Source organism: Thauera sp. 63, from assembly GCF_000310165.2.
GTDB classification, from domain to species: domain Bacteria; phylum Pseudomonadota; class Gammaproteobacteria; order Burkholderiales; family Rhodocyclaceae; genus Thauera; species Thauera humireducens.
In genome coordinates this window covers 1-292 of sequence record NZ_AMXC01000097.1, presented here as the reverse complement: position 1 = coordinate 292, position 292 = coordinate 1, and the positions used below count along the sequence as shown (strand labels likewise).

The window sequence follows — 292 nt, the reverse complement described above, 5'->3', positions numbered from 1 at the left end:
ACCTCCACGCCCAGCGCCTCGGCCTGCTCGCCCAGCCACTTCACCACGTTGCCCAGGCGCACGATGTAGTTGCCGTGGTTCACCAGGCAATCGGGCAGCAGGCCGTTGGGGGCCTGGCGCGCGCCGGTCTCGGTCAGGAACAGCACCTTGTCCTCGGTGACCGCGGTCTTGAGCGGCGCGCCCCGTTCCTTCCAGTCGGGGATCAGCTCGGTGAGCGCCTGCGGGTCCATCACCGCGCCCGACAGGATGTGCGCGCCGATCTCGGCCGCCTTCTCGATCAGGCACACCGAGA

The 292-nt window shown here is 69.5% G+C and carries 1 protein-coding gene; it reads right to left on the bottom strand.

Annotation, left to right across the window (positions count from 1 at the left end; genetic code table 11):
- A partial coding sequence (locus C664_RS20115; protein WP_004296536.1) for an NAD(P)/FAD-dependent oxidoreductase occupies nt 1–292 on the bottom strand: 292 nt, incomplete at both ends.